20 protein-coding genes are annotated in these 23,305 nt (G+C 64.3%); 9 read left to right on the top strand and 11 right to left on the bottom strand.

The genetic code is table 11. The features are described 5' to 3' along the window. Positions 1-5: 5 nt before the first annotated feature. The 7 genes from VHN57_RS01690 to fsa form a co-directional block, all read right to left on the bottom strand. A complete protein-coding gene (locus tag VHN57_RS01690; RefSeq protein ID WP_278986000.1) occupies positions 6-3,233 on the bottom strand; it encodes an efflux RND transporter permease subunit in 3,228 nt (1,075 codons plus the stop codon). 4 nt (positions 3,234-3,237) lie between these two features. Further along, positions 3,238-4,395: an efflux RND transporter periplasmic adaptor subunit gene (locus VHN57_RS01685; protein ID WP_125986063.1), complete on the bottom strand. Its 1,158-nt coding sequence runs from the start codon at positions 4,393-4,395 to the stop codon at positions 3,238-3,240. 3 nt (positions 4,396-4,398) lie between these two features. After that, the gene (locus tag VHN57_RS01680; RefSeq protein WP_125986064.1) at positions 4,399-5,661 is read right to left on the bottom strand and encodes a TolC family protein; all 1,263 of its coding nucleotides are present in this window, start codon (positions 5,659-5,661) and stop codon (positions 4,399-4,401) included. Positions 5,662-5,735: 74 nt separating this feature from the next. Continuing rightward, positions 5,736-6,071: a hypothetical protein gene (locus tag VHN57_RS01675; protein WP_037480035.1), complete on the bottom strand. Its 336-nt coding sequence runs from the start codon at positions 6,069-6,071 to the stop codon at positions 5,736-5,738. Between the two features lie 663 nt (positions 6,072-6,734). Next, positions 6,735-7,943, bottom strand: a complete 1,209-nt coding sequence (locus VHN57_RS01670; protein WP_423282457.1) for a GGDEF domain-containing protein — start codon at positions 7,941-7,943, stop codon at positions 6,735-6,737. Between the two features lie 69 nt (positions 7,944-8,012). Then, positions 8,013-8,339, bottom strand: coding sequence for an antibiotic biosynthesis monooxygenase family protein (locus VHN57_RS01665; RefSeq protein ID WP_278985968.1), 327 nt, complete (start codon positions 8,337-8,339; stop codon positions 8,013-8,015). Between the two features lie 86 nt (positions 8,340-8,425). Further along, entirely contained in the window at positions 8,426-9,079 is a 654-nt protein-coding gene (fsa, locus tag VHN57_RS01660) for a fructose-6-phosphate aldolase (protein WP_004210778.1), read from the bottom strand. A gap of 129 nt (positions 9,080-9,208) precedes the next feature. Here fsa and VHN57_RS01655 point away from each other — a divergent pair, with 129 nt between their 5' ends. Genes VHN57_RS01655 through VHN57_RS01645 form a run of 3 tightly spaced genes read left to right on the top strand, consistent with a single transcriptional unit; the run spans position 9,209 to position 12,786 of the window. Beyond that, positions 9,209-9,859 (top strand): DUF2490 domain-containing protein, encoded by a 651-nt coding sequence (locus VHN57_RS01655; RefSeq protein WP_423282454.1) that lies wholly within the window; start codon positions 9,209-9,211, stop codon positions 9,857-9,859. A 38-nt stretch (positions 9,860-9,897) separates the two neighbouring features. Continuing rightward, on the top strand, positions 9,898-12,066 hold the full coding sequence (locus VHN57_RS01650) for a primosomal protein N' (protein WP_278985965.1): 2,169 nt from the start codon (positions 9,898-9,900) through the stop codon (positions 12,064-12,066). 45 nt (positions 12,067-12,111) lie between these two features. Beyond that, positions 12,112-12,786, top strand: a complete 675-nt coding sequence (locus VHN57_RS01645; protein WP_004210775.1) for an SGNH/GDSL hydrolase family protein — start codon at positions 12,112-12,114, stop codon at positions 12,784-12,786. Between the two features lie 85 nt (positions 12,787-12,871). On the opposite strand, the gene VHN57_RS01640 is transcribed toward VHN57_RS01645, so the two are convergent. The 4 genes from VHN57_RS01640 to ada form a co-directional block, all read right to left on the bottom strand. Continuing rightward, positions 12,872-13,363 carry an OmpA family protein gene (locus tag VHN57_RS01640; RefSeq protein ID WP_278985961.1) on the bottom strand — a complete coding sequence of 164 codons (492 nt, stop codon included), beginning with the start codon at positions 13,361-13,363 and terminating at the stop codon, positions 12,872-12,874. A gap of 14 nt (positions 13,364-13,377) precedes the next feature. Then, positions 13,378-14,598 (bottom strand): diguanylate cyclase domain-containing protein, encoded by a 1,221-nt coding sequence (locus VHN57_RS01635; protein ID WP_278985960.1) that lies wholly within the window; start codon positions 14,596-14,598, stop codon positions 13,378-13,380. Positions 14,599-14,600: 2 nt separating this feature from the next. Beyond that, entirely contained in the window at positions 14,601-15,146 is a 546-nt protein-coding gene (locus VHN57_RS01630) for a YfiR family protein (RefSeq protein WP_278985959.1), read from the bottom strand. Positions 15,147-15,232: 86 nt separating this feature from the next. Continuing rightward, on the bottom strand, positions 15,233-16,321 hold the full coding sequence (ada, locus tag VHN57_RS01625) for a bifunctional DNA-binding transcriptional regulator/O6-methylguanine-DNA methyltransferase Ada (RefSeq protein WP_278985958.1): 1,089 nt from the start codon (positions 16,319-16,321) through the stop codon (positions 15,233-15,235). Between the two features lie 125 nt (positions 16,322-16,446). On the opposite strand from ada, the gene VHN57_RS01620 reads away from it, so the two are divergent. From VHN57_RS01620 to atpD, 6 genes are all read left to right on the top strand, one after another. After that, a complete protein-coding gene (locus tag VHN57_RS01620) occupies positions 16,447-18,006 on the top strand; it encodes a S1C family serine protease (RefSeq protein WP_010338580.1) in 1,560 nt (519 codons plus the stop codon). A gap of 181 nt (positions 18,007-18,187) precedes the next feature. Then, a complete protein-coding gene (locus tag VHN57_RS01615) occupies positions 18,188-18,742 on the top strand; it encodes a F0F1 ATP synthase subunit delta (RefSeq protein ID WP_010338579.1) in 555 nt (184 codons plus the stop codon). Positions 18,743-18,744: 2 nt separating this feature from the next. After that, positions 18,745-20,274 (top strand): F0F1 ATP synthase subunit alpha, encoded by a 1,530-nt coding sequence (gene atpA, locus VHN57_RS01610; RefSeq protein WP_004210768.1) that lies wholly within the window; start codon positions 18,745-18,747, stop codon positions 20,272-20,274. A 42-nt stretch (positions 20,275-20,316) separates the two neighbouring features. Beyond that, the gene (locus VHN57_RS01605) at positions 20,317-20,907 is read left to right on the top strand and encodes a LysE family translocator (RefSeq protein WP_037511450.1); all 591 of its coding nucleotides are present in this window, start codon (positions 20,317-20,319) and stop codon (positions 20,905-20,907) included. 3 nt (positions 20,908-20,910) lie between these two features. Next, the gene (locus VHN57_RS01600; protein ID WP_004210766.1) at positions 20,911-21,795 is read left to right on the top strand and encodes a F0F1 ATP synthase subunit gamma; all 885 of its coding nucleotides are present in this window, start codon (positions 20,911-20,913) and stop codon (positions 21,793-21,795) included. Between the two features lie 24 nt (positions 21,796-21,819). Further along, positions 21,820-23,265 carry a F0F1 ATP synthase subunit beta gene (gene atpD, locus VHN57_RS01595; RefSeq protein ID WP_004210765.1) on the top strand — a complete coding sequence of 482 codons (1,446 nt, stop codon included), beginning with the start codon at positions 21,820-21,822 and terminating at the stop codon, positions 23,263-23,265. The last annotated feature ends 40 nt before the right edge of the window (positions 23,266-23,305 follow it).

The raw sequence follows: 23,305 nt of genomic DNA, 5'->3' as shown, positions 1-23,305 counted from the left end.
TCACATCAGTGCTGCGGTTGAACAGACGGGGAGACCTCGATCTCTGGATCATCCTCCTCGTCCATCGTCGTGCGGCCGTATCGCGCGTAGAGCGTCGGCAGGACGAACAGGGTCAGGAGCGTCGCGGAGATCAGGCCGCCGATTACGACCGTCGCCAGCGGCTTCTGGACTTCGGCGCCAGCACCACTGCCCAGGGCCATCGGCACGAAGCCAAGGCTCGCAACCAGCGCCGTCATGACCACCGGCCTCAGACGCTGAAGCGCGCCCACCCGAGCGGCTTCGGCGCGGTCCATGCCGGTTCGCATGAGATCCTGAATGGAGGACACCATGACGAGGCCGTTCAGGACCGCGATGCCGGACAGCGCGATGAACCCGACCGCTGCGGAGATGGAGAAGTCCATGCCCCGCAAGAAGAGGGCCAGCACGCCACCCACCAGAGCGAGCGGAACGCCGGTGAACACGATCGCTGCATCACGGACCGACCCCAACGCTCCATAGAGGAGCAGCAGGATCAGGACAAAGCAGGCCGGGATCACCAGTTGCAGGCGTTCCTGAGCCGATGCCAGATTCTCGAACTGGCCACCCCATTCGAGATAACTGCCTGGAGGAACACGCATTTCCTTACCAATGGCAGCCTGCGCATCTGCGACCACGCCGCCGACGTCACGCCCACGCACGTTCGCCTGGACGACGACGCGACGCTTGCCGTTCTCACGACTGATCTGGTTGGGACCGTCAACGACGCGGATATCCGCCACGCTGGCCAGCGGGACAAACTGCCCGCCCGGAGTCGGCACCTGAACCTGGCTCAGCAGCGATATGTCGGCGCGCTGCGCTTCGGAAAGACGGATCACCACCGGGAAACGGCGGTCGCCTTCGAAGATCATGCCCGACTGCTGGCCGCCCAGCGTTGCGTTCACGATGTCCTGCACGTCCTGAGCGGTAACGCCGAGGCGGGCCATGGCATCGCGATTGACGCGGATGTCGAGCATCGGAAGGCCCGTGGTCTGCTCGACCTTCACGTCAGCCGCCCCCTGCGTGCGGCGCAGGACGCTGGCGATCTTCTCCGCCGTCGCATTCATCGAGTTGAAGTCGTCGCCGAAGACCTTGACCGCGATATCACCGCGCACGCCGGCGATGAGCTCGTTGAAGCGCATCTGGATCGGCTGAGTGATCTCGTAGGCGTTGCCCGGGAATTTGGCGAGCTCACCCTCGATCCGAGAGATGAGTTCCTCCTTCTTCAGGCTGGGGTCCGGCCATTCCTTCCGGTCCTTGAGGATGACGAACATGTCCGTGGCATTTGGCGGCATCGGGTCGGATGCCAGTTCGGCCGTACCCGTCTTGGAGAAGACGAACTTCACCTCCGGCTGCTTCGACATCATCTGTTCAAGCGGCACCTGCATCGCCTGGCTCTGCTGTACCGACGTCGCCGGAATACGCAGGGCCTGGATCAACAGGTCGCCCTCATCGAGCTGCGGCAGGAAAACCTGTCCCAGAGACATGAAGGCCAGGATTGCAAGGACGAAGCCGCCGACACCCGCGCCGACAGTGACGACAGGCCGCTTCATCGCCCGGTCGAGACCGGGTTCGTAGCGGGCCTTGAGCCAGCTCATGATCCGTCCTTCCTTCTCTTCGATCCGCTTGGACAGCCACAGGGCGATCGCGGCGGGAACAAAGGTCAGGGAGAGGATAAAGGCGCAGACCAGCGCGATGATGACGGTAAGCGCCATCGGCACGAAGGTCTTGCCCTCGACACCGGTCAGGGTGAGGAGCGGCACATAAACGAGGATGATGATCGCCTGGCCATAGACCGACGGCTTGATCATCTCCCGGGCAGCAGAAGCGACCGTATCCAGCCGTTCCTTCACGGTGAGCAGACGCCCTTCGTGATGCTGATGCTCAGCCATGCGTCGCAGGGCATTTTCGACGATAATGACGGCGCCATCGACAATGAGGCCAAAGTCGAGCGCGCCAAGGCTCATGAGGTTCGCTGACACCCCGGCACGCAACATGCCAAAGCCGGTCAGCATCATGGTCACCGGGATGATGACGGCGGCGATCAGCGCGGCACGGAAGTTGCCGAGCAGCAGAAACAGCACCACGATGACAAGGACCGCGCCTTCGCCCAGATTCTTGGCGACCGTCTTGATGGTCGAGTTCACCAGCGCCGTACGGTTCAGCACAGGCTGGACGATTACGTCTGGCGGCAGTGAGGCGTTGATCTCCTCCAGCCGGTTGGCGACTGCGGTCGCGACGGTGCGGCTATTCTCGCCGATCCGCATGATGGCGGTGCCGACGACGACCTCAGTTCCGTTTTCGGACGCCGACCCCATGCGAATCGCCTGACCGGTACGAACAGATGCAACCTGACCAAGGGTGATGGGTACACCTTCCCGGGTGGCCACCACGATCTTGGAAAGTTCGTCGGCGTTACGGACAAGAGCGTCCGCACGGACTGCCAGACCTTCGCCATTGCGATTGACGAAGCCGCCACCGACGCTGTTGTTGTTGCGTTCGAGGGCTGTGCTGAGCTGCGTCAGCGTGATCCCCATCGAAGCCAGGCGCTGGACGTCGGGCACGACGAGGAACTGCTTGGCATAGCCGCCAATCGAATCGACGCCGGCCAAGCCCTGAGTGTTCTTCAGCAGCGGCGAAACGATCCAGTCCTGCGCGGTACGCAGGTAGGTCGCCTTGTCGGTGTCGTTCGTCAGCCGTTCGCCTTCCGGCGTGATGTAGCTGCCATCGGGCTGCATGCCGGGTTCACCCGGCTGGTGCTTGTCGTCCTTGCGATGCTCCAGACGGACGGTCCACATATAGACCTCGCCCAGACCGGTGGCGATCGGGCCCATTTCGGGCGTTACGCCATCGGGCAAGTTCTCGGACACGCCTGTCAGGCGCTCGCCGACCTGCTGGCGGGCGAAAAAGATATCCGTCTGATCGGAGAAGACCGCCGTCACCTGCGCGAAACCATTGCGGCTAAGCGAACGGCTATATTCGAGGCCCGGAATGCCGGCGAGCGCAGTCTCGATCGGGAACGCCACCTGCTTTTCGACCAGTTCGGGCGAAAGCGCGGGCGCACGGACGTTGATCTGCACCTGATTGTTGGTGATGTCCGGCACTGCGTCGATAGGCAGGCGAGACAGGGCGGCGGCGCCGATCACGGCGGCAATGGCGGTCAGCAGCAGGACGAGCCAGCGCTTGTGAACCGCCCATGTTACGATTGGGGCGATCATCGGCTCAGTCCTCCGCGGCTTCGCTCTTGCCGAGTTCGGCCTTGAGCGTGAAGCTATTGACGGTGGCGATCTCCTCGGTGCCCTTCAGGCCCGACTTGATGATCACGCTGTCGCCGGCACTGTCGCCCAATTGGACGGCGGTTGCCTGGAACCCGGTCTTGGTCCGGACGAAGACGACCGACCGGCTCTCTTCCGTCTGCACGGCAGTCAGCGGCACACGGATCGCGCCATCGCCGCCGCTGCCGGTGAGCGCGACCGATGCCGTAACCGGCTCGCCGACGCGCCAGAGGCCATCACGATTGTCGAGAGTCGCGATGACGGGAACCAGTCGCGTATTGGCATCGAGCGCCGGCGACACGAACGTCACCTTCGCGGTCGCCTGTCGACCAGCTGCCTTGATATTCACCGTTGCGCCCGGACGCACCCGGCCCGCATCCTGCGGCTGCAGGTTGAGCGAAAGCGACACGCTCGAAAGGTTGGCGACGCGGAACAATTCAGCATCCGCCGCGACCGTCTGCCCCAGCACCACGCTGCGGCCGATAACCTGACCCGACATAGGCGCCACGATGCCGATGCGATTGAGGCCGCCGCCACCCGTGCCCGCAGCAGAAACCTGCTGCTGCGCCAGACGAAGGGCGATGCGGGCTTCGGTCGCTGCGGTGCGTGCAGCGATGAGATCCTGCTCAGGCGAGACGCGCTGCGAAAACAGACGCTGTTCGCGGGCGAGATTGCTGTTCGCCAGAGACAGCCGTGCGCGAGCAGCTTCGGTCTCGGCGTTGAGCGAGGCGGCCTCGCGGCTCTCGATCACGGCAAGCGTCTGGCCGCGACCGATCGACTGCCCAAGGTTACGGGTCAGCGAAACCACGCGGCCACCGATCGCGGCCGATACCACCTGCGTGCCCTGAGGGTCGCCATCGATGGTAGCGGGGAGCTCGATCGTGCCCGAGCCGCCCATCATCGGGCGCGCCGTCTGAATGCCAGCCGATGCGATCTGATCGGCCGAGAGCGTGATCTTGCCCTCTTCGGCTTTATCCCCTGTCTTTGCTTCAGCAGCGGGCGCCGCCTCGTTGGTCGGGTTCTCCTCGGCACCGCTTCCGCAAGCGGCGAGCGCCAGCATCAGGGACAGGGGCAAGGCGGCGTAGATGATCTTCTTGGATGTCATGGATCAGTTCCCCTGTTCCGGCGCGGGCGCTGTCAGGCGCTCCAGTTGCGCGCGGGCATTCTGATAAGAGGCAAGTGCGTCGATGGCGGCGAGGCGCGTCTGGGCCAGCGTGCGTTCGGCATCGAGCAGATCGAGCTGGCCGAACTTGCCTTCGCGATAGCCGATGCGCGCAATACGGGCTGCTTCCTGGGCCGCCTCAAGGGCAGGACCAATAGCCGTCTGTGCAGTGACTGCGGCATTCGATGCCGATGTCTGCGCGTCGGTGATTGCCTGCTCGACATCGAGCACTGTCATCCGCTTCTGGGCTTCCACCTGATTGCGCTGCGCGCGAGCCTGCGCGACAGCTGCCTTGCCCGAATTGAAGATCGGGATCGGCATCGTGACCGTGAAGATCAAGGCCGTGTCGTTGGTGGCTGACAGCCTGCGTAAACCGGGGCCAGCTTCGAGATTGGGGACTCGTTGAGAATTGGCGAGTCGAACATTGGCATCAGCCACGGCAAGGTCCGCATCTGCGGCCGCCAGGGCCAGCGTACCTACCGCGCTCGGTGGGACTTCGGGACCATAACCACGTGGCAAACGCTCCAACCAGGCCGTATCGAGCGGTCCGCCCATCGGTTGCCCAATCCGACGCTCGAGATTGGCGCGGCTGGCCTGTGCCAGCCGGATAGTCCGAACCAGTTCGGCATCGGCGTTGATCTTCGCGACATTGGCGCGCTGCTCCTCGATTGGAGAGGCCCGCCCGGCCTTTACCCGTACACTCGCAGCGTTCGCGGCGTCGCCGGCTATGCGCGCCTGATCGCGCGCCGTCTGGACACGCCGTTCGGCAGCAGCCGCTTCGATATACAGCTGCGTGACCTGCAGCCTGATGTCTGCCTGCGTGATCGCCGAGACTAGCAGCGCCTTGTCGGTCTGGGCATTAGCGACCGCGATGCGTGCGGACCGCTTGCCACCCAGTTCTATGGGAACAGCCATGCTGACCGTCGACTCGGCGCTACCAACGCCGCGATACGGTCCGCTTCCTGCGATATTCTCCACCTGCGTCTGCACGGTGGGATTGGGACGAAGACCAGCGACGGTACGTGCGGCGCGGGCCGCTTCGACATTGGCCTGCGCGGCTTCAGCCGCCGGGGCGCTGCCACCAGCGGCGGCAACCGCCTGATCAAGCGTATAGGGTGATGCCCCCGCTACCGCAGCGGGCATCTCCTGTGCCTGCGCCACAGCGACGCAGGACACGGCAGCCAATAAGGCTGCAATGGATCGGAACATGAATAGGAATCCTGAACACGAGTCATGGACGACCGGCGGCCTGAATTCAGGCGCAACGGTCCACTATGGCTCTGTCAGGCTATGGGTGGGCGTAGGTCGGGACCGATGGCCCAGCGCTTGGACGGGATCGGCGCAGGAATGAACGCAGGAGCGTTCACCGCGGAGGGGAGCATATCATCGCTGGCCGAAGCCGGCACAAACGCCGGAGCGCCCTGACAACCACCATGATGGTGCGGCATGCCCTTGTCGGCATCACCCTGCGTCTGGTCGGCATCGCCATCGCTATGCACGTAACCGGAGCATTCGATCGTGGGCGCCTGAGCGTTAGGAACTTCCTGAGCATGCACCATCGTCGTCGTCAGCATGGACAACGAAATCAGGCAGAGCAGGAAACGTCCCAAGCGGCGCATGACAGGCTACATAGTAGGCTTTCCGCAGAATGTCATCTGCAAAAGTAAAATCGCGGCATATTGGACTGTTTCTGAATGTTACATCAGATCATTGTGCCATGATAGCGCACTGATACACCATATCATCACGGATTAACTTTACCTAAACTATGATGCGATCGAATATACATCATGGCGCCGATAAGTATCATGCGAATAAATTTACATACCAGCCCAGACACAAGGCGCAATTTGCCAAAATAGCCAACCCCCGTCTTATGGGCATTACAGAACCATCGGAATAACACAGCACATCAGGCAGAGGCTTTGTGAGGCCGCTTCATCGGCAATGCCTACATGGACCTCAGAAGCGCTCCGTCATTCGTCATCATTGATATGATGCCGCTGAGCGCCGAACGTGTCCGCGATCTACCCCGGACCTCGCCGCGATCTTCGTGAATCTGATTTGTCGGCATGGCCGCCAGCGACACTTGTCCGCCAGCAGACCCCTTTGCCGCGCCCATAAAACAAGGATCGGAGCAGAAGTTGACAATGCCCCCCTTCCAGAGGAGCAGAAGTTGAAAATCAGCCGTGATCCTCTGATGACAAAAGCACCGGAAACTCTGGGGGGTCAGGAGCAGTCTTGCTGACAACCGACACGAAAAGATAACTCGGGGTCGCCAATCAGGCGCGACTTGCCACTTTGGCGAGGCGCAGCGGCGGAGTCGCGACGCTCAGGTCCACGCCCGATTCAACCGACATGCGATCGCGCCCCTTGCGCTTGGCGTCGTAGAGCGCGCGGTCTGCTCGATCGAACAGATGCGGCAGTTCCTCCGTGCCCGTGATGCTGGCCGCCGCCCCGATGCTGGTCGACACTTGCAAACTCGCCCCGGCGACACCCGCCCCGCTCTGCGCGAAACGATGGCAGATGCGGCGACCGAGCGCCGGCAGATTTTCGGGCGGAAGGCCAAAGAGCAGAACGGCGAACTCGTCGCCGCCCAGCCGCGCCACCAGTGCATCGGCGGGCACGCAATCCGTCAATATCCCGGCCAGCGCCGACAGCAGCCGGTCGCCGGTGGCGTGACCAAAGCCGTCATTGACCGCCTTGAAATGATCGACGTCGCACAGCAGCAGCGCCACCGGCTGGCCGGCCCGCCGCGCCAGCGCCATCCCGGCGGCCGCCTTCGCCTCGAACGCGCGGCGATTATAGGCGCCGGTCAGCGAATCCCGCTCCGCCAGCGCCGTGATCTGCCGTTCGCGCCGGTGCCGCACCGCCGCCAGCATCAGCAGCGCCAGCGATACCTCGACCAATATGCCCTCATAGAGCGAAGCCTTGATCAGCAGCCCCTTGAAGCCGACCAGGCTGACGAACAGGCCCGGCATGAAGATCAGCCCCGACTTGGCGAGGTAGAATATGCCATGGCCAAGGAAAATATGCCCCAGCCGCACCGCATCGCGCACCTCGCTGGTGCGGCGGAGTGAGAGCAGGAGAGACGCGGCCTTGAGCGACAGGATCGCGACCAGCGCCGAATTGACGAGGCCGAACAGCGCGGTGCGGTCACTTGCCGGATCGGTGCCCAGCAGCGCCACCCAGACCAGCAGCACGCCCAGCCAGATGCCAGGAAGGCGCCGCCCGGCAAAGGCCGCCGCGCCCTTGGCGAACAACAGATGCGCCAACACCAGCAGGCCGTTGGCCAGCCAAACATAGAGAAGGAAGCTGTCCGCCGTGCGCAGCACCGACATCCCGCTGCCCACCACGATGGTCGCGAATCCCGCGCTCCACCAGGCGAGCGAGCGCACCTTCGCCAGACGCCATTCGGCAGCCAGCACCAGCGCCGCAACGAGGGCGATGGCCTGGGTCATGAGCAGCATGGTGACGGCGTCGATCGGCATGGACAGGTTCATCGGGGAAAGGAGCGTGCTATCTAGCCGAATATGCTGAACAAAAGGTTCCCGTCCGGCTCAGCTCGTCGCACGAACCAGCAGGTCGTCTGTGACCGTCATGGTAAAGATCGGATCGGCATCGGCAGGCACCTCGGCGATTGCGTCGACAAAGGCGGCGCGGGTTTCCGGATCATCATAGACCATCTTCGCGTCGAACGCCGCGCGCCAGGTCGCCTCGTCCGGCCATTCCGCATAGCCCACGAACCGCCCGTCCGCATCGCGGTGCAGGCGCGATCCATAGCTGCCATATTTTTCACGGATGAGGTCGGTGCCGCGGCGCCAGGCTGCGCGGAACTGCTCCTCCTTGCCGGGGTGGACGCGCCACCAATAGACCGCAACGAACATGGCCACCTCCTTGTGCGGAGACAATGGCCGGGCCGCGGCAGGAGTTCCGGCGGGCAGGCCGATCGCCCGCCCGCCGGCAATGTCGCTTAGAGGATCGACTGGCCGGTCTTGGCCCAATCCGACATGAAGCCGGCAATGCCCTTGTCGGTCAGCACATGGTTGAACAGGGCCTTGATGACGGCCGGCGGCGCGGTCATCACGTCGGCGCCGATCTTGGCGCTGTCGAGCACGTGGATCGGGTGACGGACCGACGCGACCAGGATTTCGGTGTCGAACGCGTAATTGTCGTAGATCAGGCGGATGTCTTCGATCAGCTGCATGCCGTCGAAGCCATTATCATCATGACGGCCGACGAAGGGCGAGATGAAGCTGGCGCCGGCCTTGGCCGCGAGCAGCGCCTGGTTGGCCGAGAAGCAGAGGGTGACGTTCACCATCACGCCATCGTCGGTCAGCGCCTTGCAGGTCTTGAGGCCGTCGATGGTCAGCGGCACCTTAATGCAGACATTCGGCGCGATCTTCCGCAGGACCGCGGCTTCCTTCATCATCGTCTCATGGTCGAGCGCGACGACCTCAGCCGATACCGGGCCGTCGACGACGCCACAGATTTCCTCGATCACTTCGAGAAACTTGCGGCCCGACTTGTGGATCAGCGACGGGTTGGTGGTGACGCCGTCCAGCAGGCCGGTGGCGGCCAGATCACGGATTTCAGCAATGTCGGCGGTGTCGACGAAGAATTTCATGGGATGCTCCAGGGCAGGATTCGCGAATCGGCTCCCTTTAGCGGCTGACCGATGGATTGGCCATCGGGGCGAACGGCGATTGCCTTGTCCCCCGCTGCCTTCTACCTTTTCCGTGACGGGGGAGCGGCCATGATGTTTGCGATGCGCGAATATATTTGCCCGACTGCCCTCGCCATGCTCGTCCTACCCTTTTCTGCCCGCGCTGCGGATCAGGAGGCGCAGACCTGGATCAGCGCTGGCGGTGTCGCGCAGATTGACGACAATGATCGCGTCGGCATCGAAACAAGCTATCGCCTGCGGCCGGCCGACGACCAGCTACTGCAACGGATCACCCTGGATCATCGGATTGCCGACGGCGTGCAGCTGGGCGGCGGCTTCGCCTTCGTTACCAGCCGGAAGCAGAAGGAAATGCGCTTCCACCAGCAGCTGATCATCGACTTGGGCGTGCTGCAGAGCCGCACCCGGCTGGAGCAGCGCTATATCGACAGCGCCGCCCGTCCGGCCTGGCGCCTGCGCGAACGCATCCAGCTCGACATCCCGCTGGAAAAGCAGCGCAAATGGTTCCTCCTGACCTCCGCCGAATTTTTCTTCGAACTGCACAGGCCAAGCGCGGTCCAGGACAGCGAACTTGTCACCACGCGGCAACTGATCGGCCTGCGTCATGTGCTGACGCCGCAGCTCGGCATCCAGCTCAGCTATATGCGCCAGCATAGTTTTCCCGACGACCGCCCCGATGAGGTCGTCCATGTCCCCTGGCTGGCGATCGCCTGGCGGCTCTGACGATTTGCCAGAACGGCAAGAGCGGTTAAGGACGCTCAATGGCCCGCGCCCGTGTCCTCCTGCTCAATGCCGCCCTCGGCCCGCTCGACTATCGCATCCCCCATGGCATGACGGCCAGGCCGGGCAGCATCGTGGTCGCCCCGCTGGGTCCCCGCCAGCTGGTCGGTGTGGTGTGGGACGAGGAATCCTTCCCGGATGTCGAGACGGTCGGCGACAACCGCCTGCGCAACCTGCTGGAAGTGCTGGATGCGCCGCCTCTGCCCGAAACGCTGCGCCGGCTGATCGAATGGACCGCCGACTATTATCTCGCCCCCCCGGCCGCCGTGCTGCGCATGGCGCTGGCGTCGATGTCCGCGCTGGAGGGCACGCGCACCGTCATCGAATATCGTGCCACCGGCCAGTTGCCCGATCGCATGACCGAACAGCGGACCCAGGCGATGGAGCGGATCGGCGACCGGCAGGGGCTGGTGCGCGAACTGGCGATGATCGGCGGGGTCAGCGATACGGTGATCCGCGGCCTGGTGAAGGCCGGCGCGTTCGAGCCGGTCGAGGTCAGCGTCGACACCCCCTTCCCCGAGCCCGACCCGGCCCACGCGCCGCCGGCCCTGTCCGATCAGCAGATGGCGGCCGCGACCGACATGGCGGACGCGGTGCACGCCCATGAATTTGCCCCCTTCCTGCTCGACGGCGTCACCGGATCGGGCAAGACCGAGGTCTATTTCGAGGCGATCGCCGCTGCCATCCGCGCCGGCAAACAGACCTTGGTGCTGCTGCCCGAAATCGCCCTGACCGAACCCTTTCTGGAGCGGTTCGAGAAACGCTTCGGCACGGCCCCGGTCAACTGGCATAGCGGCCTGCGCCAGAGCGAACGCCGGCGCGCCTGGCGCGCGATCGCGGCGGGCGAGGCGCGGGTCGTCGTCGGCGCCCGCTCCGCTTTGTTCCTGCCCTACCCCAATCTGGGCCTGATCGTCGTCGACGAGGCGCATGAGGCGAGCTTCAAGCAGGAGGAAGGCGTCCATTATCACGCCCGCGACGTCGCCGTGATGCGGGGCCTTATCGAACATTTCCCGGTCGTTCTGGCCTCCGCCACCCCGGCGATCGAGACACGGCACCAGGTCGACCTTGGCCGCTATCGCGAGATCAAGCTGCCGGCCCGTTTCGGCGGCGCACAGATGCCCGATATCGAGGGCATCAACCTGCTGACCGATCCGCCCGAGCGCGGCCGCTGGATCGCGCCGCCGCTGGTGGTGGCGATGGAGGAAGTCCTGGCCAAGGGCGAGCAGAGCCTGCTCTTCCTCAACCGGCGCGGCTATGCCCCGCTAACGCTGTGCCGCCATTGCGGCTATCGCTTCCAATGCCCCAATTGCACCAGCTGGATGGTCGAGCATCGGCTGACCAAGCGGCTGGCCTGCCATCATTGCGGCCATGTCATCCCGGCGCCGCGCTTCTGCCCCGAGTGCAAGGAAGAGGACAGCCTGGTCGCCTGCGGCCCCGGCGTCGAGCGCATCGCCGACGAGGTAAAGGCACTGTGGCCACAGGCGCGGGTGGCCATCGCCACGTCCGACACGCTGCACTCGCCCGCCCGCGCCGCCGATTTCGTCAAGTCGGTAGAGGCCGGCGACATCGACATCATCGTCGGCACCCAGCTCATCACCAAGGGCTATCATTTCCCCAACCTGACGCTGGTCGGCGTGATCGACGCGGACCTGGGGCTGGAGGGTGGCGATTTGCGCGCGTCCGAACGCACCTTCCAGCAGATCATGCAGGTCGCCGGGCGCGCCGGGCGCGGCGAAAAGCCGGGCCATGTCTTCATCCAGACCCGCATGCCCGATGCAGAGGTGATCCAGGCCCTTATCGCCGGCGACAGCGAGCGCTTCTATCTGATCGAGACCGAAAACCGCCGCCGCGCCAATGCCCCGCCCTTCGGCCGTTTCGCCGCGATCATCATTTCCAGCGAGGATAGCGACGAAGCTGCACAGACTGCGCGACTGATCGGCAAGTCTGCGCCGCAGGTGGAGGGCATGCGGGTCTATGGCCCCGCCCCTGCTCCCCTTTCCGTGCTGCGCGGCCGGCATCGCCACCGGCTGCTGATCCATGCCACGCGCCAGGTCGACATCCAGTGGGTGATCCGCGAATGGCTGGGCAATCTGGTGTGGAAATCCGCCACCCGCGTCGCGGTGGACGTCGACCCCTACAGCTTCATGTAGGAAATTTACGGAGCCAACCATGGCAAGCGACACGACGGGACCCCTATGACAGAATTGTTGTTTCTGGGGGATAGCCACATGAACTGTTTGGCGAAGCCAATCACCGAGGGGCGTCTCCGCGGCTATGATTGCCGCATCGTCCAAGTGCCGGGAGCAACAGCCGTCGGATTGCGACATCCCAAGTCAAAGACCCAGGCGCTGCAACGATTCCGCGATGTGCTGCTCCCCTTTCGGCCGGATTGCATACCAGTTTTTCAAATTGGAGAGGTGGATTGCGGTTTTGTGATCTGGGTCAGGGCACAACGCCACGGCGAGTCGGTTCAGCAACAACTCGATGCTTCCCTCGCCGCCTACCTCAATTTCCTGTCTGAAATGCAGAGCGCAGGTTATTGTCGACAGATCGTAACGTCCGCTACTCTGCCGACGATCGACGACAATCCTGCAACAATGGGCGAGGTTCATATCCTGCGGCAAGAAGTCCAGGCGACCCAACGCGAGCGGACGGATCTGACACTGACCTATAATGACAGATTGCAACAGGGGTGCCGCGCGAGAGGCATTGATTTTCTCGATATCGCAGAACTAATGCTGGACCCTCAAACCCGGCTTATCCGGGATGATCTGAAAAACCCCAATTTGGGCGACCATCATATCCATCCGGATCGCGGGGCCGACTTATGGATCAGCAGCCTGCTGCGCTTCCTTAACATGCGTCCCTGAAGCCTCATTCGGAGCACTCAGCTCAAGCGGGGACGCGTAGCACCGCCGTCATGGCGCGGGTGAAGGATTTCGAGCCGATCCGCCGTTAAAGCGGCATCGCATCGCCTGGTGCGACAATGATGACCACGCGGCGGTTTTCCTGGCGACCGACCTCGCTGTCATTGCTCGCCACCGGCGCCCGTAGCCCCATGCCCACCGGATGCAGAGCCGCTGGTGCCATGCCGCCCGCTGCCAGCGCGTCGGCGACGGCCTGCGCCCGCTTCTGCGACAATTGCTCATTATAGGCGGCCGTTCCGGTATTGTCGGTATGGCCCTCCACCTTGGCGCCGCGCACATCGACGGCGACCAGCGCGCTCGCGATCCGGCTGATCACGTCGCGCTGCGCCGGGATCAACACGCTCTGGTCGGTGGCGAACAGCAGCCGGTCGGCCATGCCGAATTCCCAGTTGCTGCCGACAGGCTGGAAGCCATTGGCGCGCAGCACCGTCTTCTGTGCTTCGGTGAAGCCATCATTCGGCTGCACCGTCTGACAGGCCGCCAGCAACGTCAGCGCCAGGAGGGAAAGAAGCTTTCGCATATTGTTCCTCATCATCAATTCCTGCCGTCGCTCCGCGCCTTGGCCGCATACATGGCCGCGTCGGCATGGCGCAGCAGTGCGCGCGGATCGACACTGTCCTGTGGATAGAGAGCGCTGCCGATGCTCAGCGAGGATCGGATGCTGACGCCGCTCGGCAACATGATCGGCTGGGTCATGCCGGCCCCGATCTGGGCCGACATCTGATCGGCTTCGGCTCGGGTCGCCCCGGCCGCCAGGATCAGCGCAAATTCGTCGCCGCCCAGGCGGAAGGCCATGTCGCCCGGCCGCAACGCCATGCGCAGCCGCGCCGCGATGACGATCAGCATGACGTCGCCGGCATCATGGCCATGGCTGTCATTGACCTGCTTGAACCGATTCACATCGACATAAATGACCGCGAAGGATGTGTCGCCTTCATCGGCCTGCGCCATGGTCGCCGCCAACTCCCGCTCGAACATCGCACGATTGCCAAGGCCGGTCAGCGGATCGCGGGTCGCCTGGCGCTCCAGGATACGATTCTCGTTCAAAATGCCGGTGTGCCATTCGTCCAGCTCATCCAACAGCGCATTGAAATCGCGCGCGAACTGATCGACCTCATGAATGCCGGCGACCGGCACGCGCCGATCGAACTGGCGGTCAGTGCGAACTGCATGGGCGACTTGTGCGATATGAGCCAGCGGTCCCGTCACGTCGCGCTGCAACCGCCGCGCCAGCAACTGGGTCGCGACGATGGTCAGCCCCAGGCAGGCCAGCGCAGTGGCAACCCCCGACAGGATATAGCGCCCCAGCCCTCCGGCATCGCCGAACACCTGCACTTCGGCGACGACGACCGGCCCATGATGGACCGGCACCCGCACCGGGCTGGGCCAGAACAGCGCGTCCACGATCCGGAACAGGTTGCCGGCCATGCCGCGATCAGGCCGGTTCCAGGCCGCGATCAACCGTCCGTCACGATCATGCAGCTCGACCGATCGCACGCTTTCGGATGCCGCCACCGTGGCGATCCCGCGCCGCGCCGCATCGACATCCTCGAACACCAGGGCCGGCTCGACCGTATAGGCGACGGTCTGCGCGATCAGCGTCAGGTTGCGTGCGGCATAGCCACGAATGACGGTGACACCTGTCACCGTCAGCGTCAGGCCCGCCATCAACACGGCGAACAAAATCAGGCGCAGATGCGCTCGCGCCAGCAACTGGCGCAAGGTCGGCATTGCGGTCGGGCTTGGTTCGGCCATGGTCAATAGCCCCCCTTCGCCACGCGCAGCACGCGCGGATCTATCCGCACCGTGGATCGGGATACCGCATCGATGTTGAGCTGGAAGGACAGGGTCTGCGGCGCGAACAACAGGCAGAACATCGCACCGCCCGCACAGTCGCGATCATCTTCCGCGATGGTCACCACCGCATTGCCACGCATGGCGGCGATCAAACGCTGGCGCACCACCGCGTCCAGGCTTCCGAGATAAAGCGCATCACAGCGCGCGGCCGGCACGGCCTCGTCGGCGGCCAGCGCCACCGTGGCGATCCGCGCCCCGTTCGTCAGGCTGATCTCATCCAACTGGTCGCCATGGGCGACGACACCGGCCATGCACATGCGCACGACCGGCCGCGCGGTTGGCCAGCGGGTAAATTCCAGGATGGATCCGACCATGCGCGCCACGCCGGCCGCCATCCGGTCGGGACCGGGGCCGATCGGCATCGCCACCGGCCGCGCCAGCGGCAAGGCCACTGTCATGGTCGGTGTCATCAGCAACAGCCAGAACAACAGACTACGCAAGCCCACCCGCCCCCATCGAAGAAGGCGCGAGCCTATAGTTAATCAAAAGTTAAATTACGAGAATATTGTGACGCAAGCGGATCGAGAAAGGATCATTCACCTGTCGCCTTCGCTGTCATCTTCGCACGTCGCTCCCGCTCCAGTAGGTTCCGCTTGCGGTCGACTCCATAGGCATAGCCGCCCAGGCTTCCGTCGCTGCGCAGCACACGATGACACGGCACCAATATTGCCAGGCCATTGTCGCCACAGGCCGTCCCCGCCGCGCGCACCGCGCCCGGCCGGCCGATCGCCGCGGCGATTTCACCATAGCTGCGCGTCTCGCCCGCCGGGATCGCCCGCAAGGCGGCCCAGACCGCCTGCTGAAAGGCGGTGCCGCCGACATCGGTTGGCAGGTCCGCTCCCGCCCCCGGATCATCCACCAGTGCAGCCACGACACGCGCCCAACGATCCAGCGCGGCGTCCGAGGGCAACAGAGTCGCGTTGGGATATCGGCGGCGCAGCTCTGCCTCCCCTTCCTCGAAGGCGATGCGGCACAGGCCGCGCTCGGTCGCCGCGACCAGCAGCGCGCCCAGGCTTGTCCCGATCACGACATGGCGGATATCGACGCCGCGCCCGCCCTCGCGCCAGGCGCTGGGCGTCATGCCCAGATGCCGTTCGGCATCGGCATAGGCGCGGCTCGGCGCGTTATAGCCAGCCTCATAGATCGCATCGGTCACGCTGCCGGGCGTCGCCAGTGCCGCCTTCAGCCGCTCGGTGCGCAGATCGCGGGCATAGGCGGCCGGGGTCAGGCCGGTGATCCGCTTGAACAAGCGATGGAAATGATGCGGCGCATAGCCGACATGGTCGGCCATCTCCTCCAGCCGGGGCGGCGTTTCGGCGGTGCGGATCAGGCGGATCGCCGCTTCCACCGCCTGCTGGTCGCGCCCCACCTCATCCGGCCGGCAACGCAGGCAGGCACGGAAGCCCGCCGCACGGGCCGCCGCACCATCAGGCAGGAAGATCATATTCTCCCGCTTCGGGTGCCGGGCCGGGCAGCTGGGCTTGCAATAGATGCCGGTGGTCAGCACCGCGCCCACGAAGCAGCCATCCTGTCGGCGATCGCGCGCCAGAAAGGCGGTCCAGCAGGCTGCGGCATCGGGCATGGCGGCAGGGACGGGTTCGGGGCGTGTCATCTGGTTCATGGATATGGGGTAATCCAGACGGCTTGGCGAGGCTTCCCGTCGCTTGCGGTCAAAAGCACACGGCCCGTCGCATCCGCTTTTTCCCGATTGCCTAAAGCGGGCCTTCGCATATGTATGCGCCTCCTATGGTCGCCCTTTTCCGTCGCCTTCGCCCGATCGCCGCGCTTGTCGCGTCTCTCGTCCTGCTCAGCCCCGCACGGGCCGAACAGCAGGATATCACCGCCGCCGCGCGCAGCGTGGTGCGCGTCGCCCTGGTCGCGACCAACGGCGCGGACGCCTATTTCGTGGGCCATGGCAGCGGCATCGCGATCGCCCCGGACAAGGTGCTGACCAACGCCCATGTCGTCGAACTGGCGCGCGAGGAGAAGGATCTCGTCATCGGCGTGATCCCATCGGAGGGCAAGAAAAGCTATGGCGGGCGGATCATCGCCTATTCGCCGGGCAACGACCTGGCCCTGATCCAGCTGGAGGAAGGCAGCCTGCCGGTCGCCACCTTCTATGCCGGGGCGGTCGATGACGGCCAGCATGTCACCGCCATCGGCTATCCCGGCACCGTCGATCGCGCCCAGGGCCTCAGCCTCAAGCAACTGGTCGAACCGCTCGGCACGGTGAAGACCAGCGGCAGTATCTCATCCGGCCGCTCCAGCCAAAGCTTCGACACCATCCTGCACACCGCCCCGCTTGCCGCGGGCAACAGCGGCGGCCCGCTGGTCGACGATTGCGGCCGGGTGCTGGGCGTCAACAGCTTCGGCTCGATCTCGGACGGCAATGATGCCGAATTCGGCTTTGCCGTATCCTGGCGCGAAGTCGCCTCCTTCCTGCGCCAGGCCGGCGTGTCCTCGCTCCACACCGTCGTCGCTTGTCGCACCATGGCCGAAGCCGATGCGGCCGAAGCCTCGATCACCCAGCGCGAATCGCAGCTGACCGAACAGAATGACCGCGCCGCCGCCGACAAGCGCGAGCAGGCGCTGCAGCAGGCCCGCGACACCGCCGAGCGCGATGTTATTTCCGGCCGCGAAAATGCGATGGCGGGCGCAGCCGTGCTGCTGGCCCTCGCCGTGCTGGGCCTGGGGGCTGGCGGTCTCTTCTACAGCCAGGGCCGCGAAAAGCGTGCCACCTGGTTCATCGCCGGTGGCGGCATCCTGCTGATGGGCGCGCTTGGCCTGTTCGTCTTCAAGCCCAGCTTTGCCAGCATCGACGAGCGGGTGAAGCTGCCCGAGGACCAGAGCGTGGTCAGCAACAAGGCCTTTGCCTGGGCCGGCGACAATATCTGCCGCATCGACCTCAACCGCAGCCGGCTGACCGTGTCGCAGCCCAATGATGTCGGTCTGAACTGGGCCGAGGGCGGCTGCGTCAACGGCGACACGCAGTATCAGGCGACCGGCACGACCTGGCAGCGCGCCCATGTGCCCGACGAGGGCAATTATGTCAGCCGCAGCGAATTCGACCCGGCCACCGGCCTGTTGCGGGTGCAGCGCTGGCTGCCCGACGGCGACACGATGGACAAGGCCCGCGCCCTGCTGAAGGATGGCCCGATCAAGGGATGCAGCAGCGATTCCACGATGTTGACCCGGATCGCGACGCTCCAGTCGGACCTCGCCGCGCTGCTGCCGCCCCAGCCGAACGAGCGGCTGGTCTATCATTGCCAAAAAGGACGGCTTGCCCCCGCAGACCCTGCTCCCTAGCCTGTCCGTTTTCCCGAAAAACTCAGTCAAATTGGCTTGATTTCGTCGATGCGATGGAATCGTGTCACATGACTTGCATAGTCATATTGGCACTGCTAACCGGCCCGACAACAGGGGACGGTTATTACTGCTCCCCCTCTTTTTGCATGACCGGCAAATCAAGTTGGAGGACGGTAAGCGCGTGGAGACTACCGGCGGTATTCAGGCCAGCCTCAGCGGCCGCTATGCGGTGGCGCTGTTCGATCTGGCCCGCGACGGCAAGACGCTCGACACCGTCGCAGCGAGCCTCGCGGCAATCAAGACGGCGATCGCAGAATCGTCTGATTTCAAGGGCCTGATCAACAGTCCCGTTCTCAGCCGCGACGCAGCGGGTAAGACGATCGCGGCGGTTGCATCCGCCATGTCGATCGATCCGCTGACGACGAATTTCCTGGGCGTGCTCGCCCAGAACCGTCGCCTCTCGCAGCTTCCCGCGGTCATCCGCGCCTATGAGACGCTGCTGTCGAATCACAAGGGCGAGGCCCGCGCCGAAGTGACGAGCGCGCATCCGCTCACCAAGACTCAACTGACCGCGCTGGCCAAGGGCCTCAAGGCGCGTGTCGGCCGCGACGTTGCCGTCGAGGCCAAGGTCGATCCCGCGATCCTGGGTGGGCTGGTCGTCAAGATCGGCAGCCAGATGATCGATTCCTCCATCCGCACCCGTTTGAATAGTCTCGCCCTGGCGATGAAAGGCTGAACATGGATATCAACGCCGCAGAAATTTCGAAGGTCATCAAGGACCAGATCGCCAATTTCGGCACCGAAGCGCAGGTCAGCGAAGTCGGTTCCGTTCTGACCGTGGGTGACGGCATCGCCCGCGTCCATGGCCTCGACAACGTCCAGGCGGGCGAAATGGTCGAGTTCGCCAATGGCGTGCAGGGCATGGCACTCAACCTCGAAGCCGACAATGTCGGCATCGTGATCTTCGGCTCGGACGCCGAGATCAAGGAAGGCGACACCGTCAAGCGCACCGGCACCATCGTCGACGTTCCCGTCGGCAAGGGTCTGCTGGGCCGCGTCGTCGACGGCCTCGGCAATCCGATCGATGGCAAGGGCCCGATCGAATATACCGAGCGCAAGCGCGTCGAAGTCAAGGCGCCGGGCATCATCCCCCGCAAGTCGGTGCACGAACCCGTGCAGACCGGCCTGAAGGCGATCGACGCCCTCGTCCCCGTCGGCCGTGGCCAGCGCGAACTGATCATCGGTGACCGCCAGACCGGCAAGACCGCCGTCGCGATCGACACCTTCATCAACCAGAAGGGCATCAACGCGGGCGACGACGAGAGCAAGAAGCTCTACTGCATCTACGTCGCCGTCGGCCAGAAGCGTTCGACCGTCGCGCAGATCGTCAAGCAGCTCGAAGAAAATGGCGCGATGGAATATTCGATCGTCGTCGCCGCGACCGCTTCGGAGCCCGCTCCGCTCCAGTATCTGGCGCCCTATACCGGCGTCACCATGGGCGAATTCTTCCGCGACAACGGCATGCACGCCGTGATCGTGTATGACGACCTTTCCAAGCAGGCCGTCGCCTATCGTCAGATGTCGCTGCTGCTGCGCCGCCCGCCGGGCCGCGAAGCCTATCCGGGCGACGTCTTCTATCTCCACAGCCGCCTGCTGGAACGCGCTGCGAAGATGAACGACGCCAATGGCAATGGCTCGCTGACCGCGCTGCCGATCATCGAGACCCAGGCAGGCGACGTGTCGGCCTATATTCCGACCAACGTGATCTCGATCACCGACGGCCAGATCTTCCTCGAAACCAACCTCTTCTACCAGGGCATCCGTCCGGCCATCAACGTCGGCCTGTCGGTGTCGCGCGTCGGCTCGGCCGCGCAGACCAAGGCGATGAAGAAGGTTTCGGGCTCGATCAAGCTGGAGCTGGCCCAGTATCGCGAAATGGCGGCCTTCGCCCAGTTCGGTTCGGACCTCGACGCCTCGACCCAGAAGCTGCTGAACCGCGGCGCGCGCCTGACCGAACTGCTGAAGCAGGGCCAGTTCTCGCCGCTGCCGTTCGAAGAGCAGACCGCGTCGATCTTCGCCGGCACCAACGGCTATCTCGACGGCATCCCGGTCAAGGACGTGACCCGTTATGAAGAGCTGATGCTCGCCTATCTGCGTCACGACCACCCCGAAGTGCTGACCGCGATCCGCGACAGCAAGGATCTGGGCGACGACGCCAAGGGCAAGCTGAAGGCTGCGCTGGACTCGTTCGGCAAGACCTTCGCTTAAGACGCTGTGCTGACCGCCCATTCCCTTCTTGCCTGGACCGTGATGTCGATCGGTCTGGTGCTGCTGCCGGGGCCGGACACCATGTTGGTGGCCGGCCACGCGGCGCGCCGCGGGTTCAAGGCGGGAATGGCGGCGATCGGCGGCATCCAGCTTGGCGGCCTGTTCTACATGCTGTTGTGCGGCTTCGGCTTCCTCAGCGTGCTGAATGCGGTGCCGGGGCTGTTCTTGGGCGTTAAGATCGCCGGTGCCCTCTATCTGGCCTGGATGGGCTTTGGCCTGCTGCGCGGCGCGATCAAGCCGGCGCCGGCAAGCGAAACGCCCAAGGTCCGGATCGGCGGATCGCCCTTCGCCCAAGGCCTGGTCAGCACCGTGCTGAACCCCAAGGTCGCGATCTTCTTCCTCGCCGCGCTGCCGCAGTTCGTGGGCACCGGCCCGGATGCGCCGTGGCAGGGCATGCTGCTGATCGCGATCGTCTATGGGCTGGGCTTCCTGTGGTGCGCCCTGCTCGCGCTGCTCGCCACCAAGGCGGGCCGCAAAGTGGGGCAGAGCAGCGCGATGCGCTGGTTCGAAGGCGCCATGGGCGTCGGTTTCTTTGGTCTCGCGGGCCGTCTGGCCCTTGCTCGGAATATTTGAACTATGGCTAGCCTCAAGGAACTGAAGCTGCGCATCGGGTCGGTGAAGTCGACCCAGAAGATCACCAAGGCGAAGCAGATGGTCGCCGCGGCCAAGCTGCGCAAGGCGCAGGCCGCTGCCGAAGCTGCCCGCCCCTATAGCGAACGGCTGGAAGCGGTCGTCGCCAGCCTGGCGACCAAGATCGCCGGCGGATCGGGTGAAGGCGCCTCGCCGCTGCTCGCCGGCACCGGCAAGGACGAAGTCCATCTGCTGGTCGTCGCCAATAGCGATCGCGGCCTTGCCGGCGCGTTCAACGCCAACATCGTGAAGGCTGCGCTGGCCAAGGCCCGCGCGCTGGAGCTGGATGGCAAGAAGGTGCTGTTCTACCTGATCGGCCGCAAGGGTCGTCCGGTCATCAACCGCACCTATCCGGGCAAGATCGTCGCCAATTACGACACGACCGGCGCCAAGGAGCCGGGCTTTGCCCAGGCCCAGGCGGTGGCGCAGGAACTCAGCCAGATGTTCCTCGACGGCAAGTTCGACGTCGCCCATCTCTTCTATTCGCGCTTCAAGTCGGCGCTCGCGCAGATCCCGACCGAACAGCAGATCATCCCGGTGAAGATCCCCGCCGACGCCGACCGCAATGCGATCGCCGCGACGGTGGAATATGAGCCGAGCGAGGAAGCGATCCTCGACGACCTGCTCCCGCGCAACGTCACGGTGCAGCTCTTCAAGGCGCTGCTGGAAAACAACGCGTCCGAACAGGGTGCGTCGATGACCGCGATGGACAATGCGACCCGCAATGCCGGCGACCTCATCAACAAGCTGACGATCCAGTATAACCGCAGCCGCCAGGCCGCGATCACCACCGAACTCGTCGAAATCATCTCGGGCGCCGAAGCCCTCTAAGGACAAGCAGGCAAGGACATAGTCATGGCAACCACCAACAATGTAGGCCGCATCTCGCAGGTCATCGGCGCCGTCGTCGACGTGACCTTCCCCGATGCGCTTCCGGCGATCCTTTCGGCGCTGGAAACCAGCAACAACGGCCAGCGCCTGGTGCTGGAAGTCGCCCAGCATCTGGGTGAGAACACCGTCCGCACCATCGCGATGGACTCGACCGACGGTCTGACCCGCGGCCAGGAAGTCACCGACACCGGCGCGCAGATCTCGGTTCCGGTCGGCCCGGCCACCCTCGGCCGCATCCTGAACGTCGTCGGCGAGCCGATCGATGAGCGCGGCCCGGTCGCCACCGAACTGCGTTCGCCGATCCATGCCAAGGCACCGGAATTCGTCGACCAGTCGACCGACGCCTCGATCCTGGTCACCGGCATCAAGGTCATCGACCTTCTGGCCCCCTATGCCAAGGGCGGCAAGATCGGCCTGTTCGGCGGCGCCGGCGTCGGCAAGACCGTTCTCATCCAGGAACTGATCAACAACATTGCCAAGGGCCATGGCGGCACCTCGGTCTTCGCGGGCGTGGGCGAACGCACCCGTGAAGGTAACGATCTGTACCATGAATTCCTCGACGCCAACGTCATCGCCAAGGATGCCGACGGCAACGCGATCAGCGAAGGTTCGAAGGTGGCCCTGGTTTATGGCCAGATGAACGAACCGCCGGGCGCCCGTGCCCGCGTCGCCCTGTCGGGCCTGACGATCGCCGAATATTTCCGCGACGTCGAGAACCAGGACGTGCTGTTCTTCGTCGACAACATCTTCCGCTTCACCCAGGCGGGCGCGGAAGTGTCGGCTCTGCTCGGCCGTATTCCTTCGGCCGTGGGCTACCAGCCGACCCTGGCGACCGACATGGGTCAGCTGCAGGAACGCATCACCTCGACCAACAAGGGCTCGATCACCTCGGTCCAGGCCGTCTACGTCCCCGCGGACGACTTGACCGACCCGGCGCCGGCGACCTCGTTCGCGCATCTTGACGCCACCACCGTTCTCAACCGCGCCATTTCGGAACTGGGCATCTATCCGGCGGTCGATCCGCTGGACTCGACCAGCCGCGTTCTGGAACCCCGCGTCGTCGGCCAGGAACATTACGACACCGCCCGTGCCGTCCAGTCGATCCTGCAGAAGTACAAGTCGCTGCAGGACATCATCGCGATCCTGGGCATGGACGAGCTGTCGGAAGAGGACAAGATCACCGTCGCCCGCGCGCGCAAGATCCAGAAGTTCCTGTCGCAGCCGTTCCACGTCGCCGAAGTCTTCACCGGCATCTCGGGCAAGTTCGTCCAGATCGAAGACACGGTGAAGTCGTTCAAGGCCGTGGTCGATGGTGAATATGACCATCTGCCCGAAAACGCCTTCTACATGGTCGGCGGCATCGACGAAGCCATCGAAAAGGCGAAGAAGCTGGCTGCCGAAGCAGCCTAAGCAACAAACCCTCCCCTCCCTTCCAAGGGAGGGGATTGAG

Origin of the sequence: Sphingobium salicis subsp. salicis (genome assembly GCF_049472635.1) — a bacterium.
Classification (GTDB): domain Bacteria; phylum Pseudomonadota; class Alphaproteobacteria; order Sphingomonadales; family Sphingomonadaceae; genus Sphingobium; species Sphingobium yanoikuyae_A.
Note: the sequence above shows the minus strand (reverse complement) of the source record. Positions and strands in the feature narration are given on the sequence as shown.

Excerpts from the sequence above, each read along its gene's own strand:
- VHN57_RS01690 (WP_278986000.1), bottom strand. The coding sequence starts at position 3,233 with ATGATCGCCCCAATCGTAACATGGGCGGTTCACAAGCGCTGGCTCGTC.
- VHN57_RS01685 (WP_125986063.1), bottom strand. The coding sequence starts at position 4,395 with ATGACATCCAAGAAGATCATCTACGCCGCCTTGCCCCTGTCCCTGATG.
- VHN57_RS01680 (WP_125986064.1), bottom strand. The coding sequence starts at position 5,661 with ATGTTCCGATCCATTGCAGCCTTATTGGCTGCCGTGTCCTGCGTCGCT.
- VHN57_RS01675 (WP_037480035.1), bottom strand. The coding sequence starts at position 6,071 with ATGCGCCGCTTGGGACGTTTCCTGCTCTGCCTGATTTCGTTGTCCATG.
- VHN57_RS01670 (WP_423282457.1), bottom strand. The coding sequence starts at position 7,943 with ATGCCGATCGACGCCGTCACCATGCTGCTCATGACCCAGGCCATCGCC.
- VHN57_RS01665 (WP_278985968.1), bottom strand. The coding sequence starts at position 8,339 with ATGTTCGTTGCGGTCTATTGGTGGCGCGTCCACCCCGGCAAGGAGGAG.
- fsa (WP_004210778.1), bottom strand. The coding sequence starts at position 9,079 with ATGAAATTCTTCGTCGACACCGCCGACATTGCTGAAATCCGTGATCTG.
- VHN57_RS01655 (WP_423282454.1), top strand. The coding sequence starts at position 9,209 with ATGATGTTTGCGATGCGCGAATATATTTGCCCGACTGCCCTCGCCATG.
- VHN57_RS01650 (WP_278985965.1), top strand. The coding sequence starts at position 9,898 with ATGGCCCGCGCCCGTGTCCTCCTGCTCAATGCCGCCCTCGGCCCGCTC.
- VHN57_RS01645 (WP_004210775.1), top strand. The coding sequence starts at position 12,112 with ATGACAGAATTGTTGTTTCTGGGGGATAGCCACATGAACTGTTTGGCG.
- VHN57_RS01640 (WP_278985961.1), bottom strand. The coding sequence starts at position 13,363 with ATGCGAAAGCTTCTTTCCCTCCTGGCGCTGACGTTGCTGGCGGCCTGT.
- VHN57_RS01635 (WP_278985960.1), bottom strand. The coding sequence starts at position 14,598 with ATGGCCGAACCAAGCCCGACCGCAATGCCGACCTTGCGCCAGTTGCTG.
- ada (WP_278985958.1), bottom strand. The coding sequence starts at position 16,321 with ATGAACCAGATGACACGCCCCGAACCCGTCCCTGCCGCCATGCCCGAT.
- VHN57_RS01620 (WP_010338580.1), top strand. The coding sequence starts at position 16,447 with ATGGTCGCCCTTTTCCGTCGCCTTCGCCCGATCGCCGCGCTTGTCGCG.
- atpA (WP_004210768.1), top strand. The coding sequence starts at position 18,745 with ATGGATATCAACGCCGCAGAAATTTCGAAGGTCATCAAGGACCAGATC.
- VHN57_RS01605 (WP_037511450.1), top strand. The coding sequence starts at position 20,317 with ATGTCGATCGGTCTGGTGCTGCTGCCGGGGCCGGACACCATGTTGGTG.
- VHN57_RS01600 (WP_004210766.1), top strand. The coding sequence starts at position 20,911 with ATGGCTAGCCTCAAGGAACTGAAGCTGCGCATCGGGTCGGTGAAGTCG.
- atpD (WP_004210765.1), top strand. The coding sequence starts at position 21,820 with ATGGCAACCACCAACAATGTAGGCCGCATCTCGCAGGTCATCGGCGCC.